At 68.8% G+C, this 2524-nt stretch carries 5 protein-coding genes and 1 pseudogene; all 6 read right to left on the reverse strand.

Features of this window, described 5'->3' with window-relative positions; all coding sequences use genetic code 11:
- Window positions 1–124 precede the first annotated feature (124 nt).
- Window positions 125–319 (reverse strand): hypothetical protein, encoded by a 195-nt coding sequence (locus NZH93_RS49405; protein ID WP_259630339.1) that lies wholly within the window; start codon window positions 317–319, stop codon window positions 125–127.
- Between the two features lie 23 nt (window positions 320–342).
- Window positions 343–1170 (reverse strand): hypothetical protein, encoded by an 828-nt coding sequence (locus tag NZH93_RS49410; RefSeq protein ID WP_259630340.1) that lies wholly within the window; start codon window positions 1168–1170, stop codon window positions 343–345.
- Between the two features lie 31 nt (window positions 1171–1201).
- A complete protein-coding gene (locus NZH93_RS49415) occupies window positions 1202–1387 on the reverse strand; it encodes a hypothetical protein (protein ID WP_259630341.1) in 186 nt (61 codons plus the stop codon).
- Window positions 1387–1734 (reverse strand): WhiB family transcriptional regulator, encoded by a 348-nt coding sequence (locus NZH93_RS49420; RefSeq protein ID WP_259630342.1) that lies wholly within the window; start codon window positions 1732–1734, stop codon window positions 1387–1389. Before NZH93_RS49420 ends, NZH93_RS49415 begins: the two co-directional genes overlap by 1 nt.
- Window positions 1731–2225 carry a hypothetical protein gene (locus NZH93_RS49425; RefSeq protein WP_259630343.1) on the reverse strand — a complete coding sequence of 165 codons (495 nt, stop codon included), beginning with the start codon at window positions 2223–2225 and terminating at the stop codon, window positions 1731–1733. Before NZH93_RS49425 ends, NZH93_RS49420 begins: the two co-directional genes overlap by 4 nt.
- A gap of 70 nt (window positions 2226–2295) precedes the next feature.
- Window positions 2296–2524, reverse strand: a pseudogene (locus NZH93_RS49430) (cell division protein FtsK); the annotation flags it as partial.

Raw genomic sequence — 2524 nt, forward strand, 5'->3', positions numbered from 1 at the left:
TGAGATCCGTTCTTCGAGAGTCAGCATCGAGCGGTGGTCCTTTCGTTGGGGCGCAACGAGAAGGGCGGGACACAGTAGGTTTCTGTGTCCCGCCCTCATGCGGAGATGGTGTGGCCGAGCAGGTCTAGCCGGGGTCCTCGTCCCACGTGTCCTCGTGGTCGACGGCGACGACCTCGATACCGGCCGTATCGCCGCCGTGCGAAGCGTCTGCGTGGTCAGTGGCGTTGCTGTCCGCACCGTCGAACGAGGTGAACGTGACGAACGAGCCTGCGGGGCAGTTGCTGCACTGCCAGTCGTAGCCGGTGATGTGGATGCTCATACGGCGCTCCTGGGGTGTCGGGATCAGGCGGCGAGATCGCGGACGATGCGGGCGGCGTAGTCGGCGGGGACCTTGACGGCGTCCTGGACGTCTTGGGCGGTCAGCTCACGACCTTGCGCGCGGACGTCTTGGGTCTTGGCGTCGAGTGCGGCGACCATCTGCGCGGGGAGCCGCAGGCGAGCGTGGGTAGTGACCACGGCGGCTGACTCGACGACGGCGACCGGTGAGGGGACAGCCGCGGTGACTTCCGCGAGTGCCGGAGGTGTAGCCGCGGGGGCCTGGTGGGAGGCGAGCGCGTTGTCTCGCGCCTGGTTGCAGCGGTGCGTGATGACGGGCATGACTTCGGCGATGAGGTAGACCACGGCCGGGACCACCAGGTGCAGGAACACGTTTCCCGCGTTCACGGTCCCGGTGGCGGGGCACAGGCTTGACCACACGTTGGTGATCAGGGTCGCGCTCAGCAGCACGTGCTTGAGGCGTTTCACGGCTTTGTGCTCGACGTCCAGGCCCGCCGAGAGCATCTCTGCTTCCCAGCGGAGCAACGTGATGAGGATGCCCGCCAGGGCCGGTTCGACCAGCCAGGCACCCCACCACAGTGGATCGGCCGGGGTGAGCTTCCCGGCGAGGAACGCTTGGACGCCGGTGGTGGTGAACCCGAGTCCGATGGCGAGGAACAGCCACATGGAGCGGGTGACCGAGATCCGGAACCGGTCGGCGCGCACCGCACCTAACAGGGGGTCGGTGGTGAGCGCGTGGAGTTGGTGGGACTCGTCCAGGCGTGCCCGGAGTCGGCGCACCGACCGGGTCTCTGCGGGCTGGTTGTCGTTGTGGTGCTTGGGTTTCCCGAACACGGGCGCACCTCCTAGGGCTATTGGTCGAGGGTCAGAGACCGCGTGCGGCGCGCACGAGCATGCGGCCGAGCAGCAGCAGGAGCACGGCCAGGACGACCGCGCCGAAGATGCCGAAGGCGAAGTACATGACCGCGAGGCCGATCAGCGTGGTCGGGATGACCTTGAGGGCGTAGGTGAGGGAGCGGCGGTTGACGGGGATGGCGAGCAGGAGGTTCATCAGGCCACGTCTTTCTGGTCGGTCGAGACAGGGGCGGTGGTTTTGCGGGGGTAGTGCAGTTGGTTGCGCTGTGAGCCGGTGAGGTCGCCGAAGGTCCCGGCGGCGTAGTAGCGGCGGGAACGGGTCTGCTGCTCCCAGCCGAGTTGATCGGCGCGGCACTCGACCTGCACGGGGCATCCGGCGCACAGCGTCCGAGCCTGTTCGGTCTGGGTGGAGTCGAAGAAGACCTCGGTGTCCTGCCCGGAGCAAGCGGCCTCAGTACGCCATGCGGGTGGCTGGCCGGACCGGCCGAACAGGGCGAGCATCAGCGCCTTGTGGCCGACGTAGGAGCCGTTCTGGGTGTTCACGCCGCTACCGCCACGACGACCGGAGCAGCGGTGGTGCGGGCGAAGCCGAGCAGGTCGGCGACCTCGTTGAAGGACACCGACTCCGTGTCGTGCTCGGCCACGCCGAAGGTCCGGGCGAGGTCGAACGACTCGGGGAAGGACGCCAGGCGCGCACCTGCGCCGAGGTCGAGCACTCGGGCACCGACGGCGGAGGCCGGGATGGAGCAGGCCATGCCGATTCCGAGACCGGCGCCGGTCCGGCCGGTCGCGGCGAGGGCGAACACGCCGCCGGGGCGGTGGGTCCACGTGAGGCTGACGCCGTGCAGGGTGTTAGCCCACAGCAGCAGGCCGGTCACGCGGTCCAGCGGCGCGGTGGAGGTGAACTCCAGGTGGATCGAGCGGGACCGGGTGGAGATCACCAGGCGGTCGGGGCGGGGGAGTCCGTGGGTGCGCATGGTGGCGCGCAGGGTGCGCAAGATCCGGTCCAGCGACCGGGTTCCGTTCTGGGGCATGGCGAACAGACCTCCTAACGAGGCAAGACAAAGGGGAGTGAGAGGTACGGCTGATGTGGCTACGGAGTCGTCAGGCGACGATGCGCAGGCCGGGTGCCTTGACGGCGTTGACGAGTTCGGCCAGGCCGTCGTCGGAGGTGTAGGCGGCGCGGACCCGCTTGGGTGCACCGGAGCGCGGGGCGACGCGGTAGCCGATACCGGCGGTGGTGCCGTCGTCGGGGATCTTGTCGGCAATCGCGCCCTTCTCGCGGGCACCTTCGCCGAGCACCATGTCCGGGTGCCGCTCCGAGGTGACTCGC

Source organism: Umezawaea endophytica, assembly GCF_025061645.1.
GTDB classification, from domain to species: Bacteria; Actinomycetota; Actinomycetes; order Mycobacteriales; family Pseudonocardiaceae; genus Umezawaea; species Umezawaea endophytica.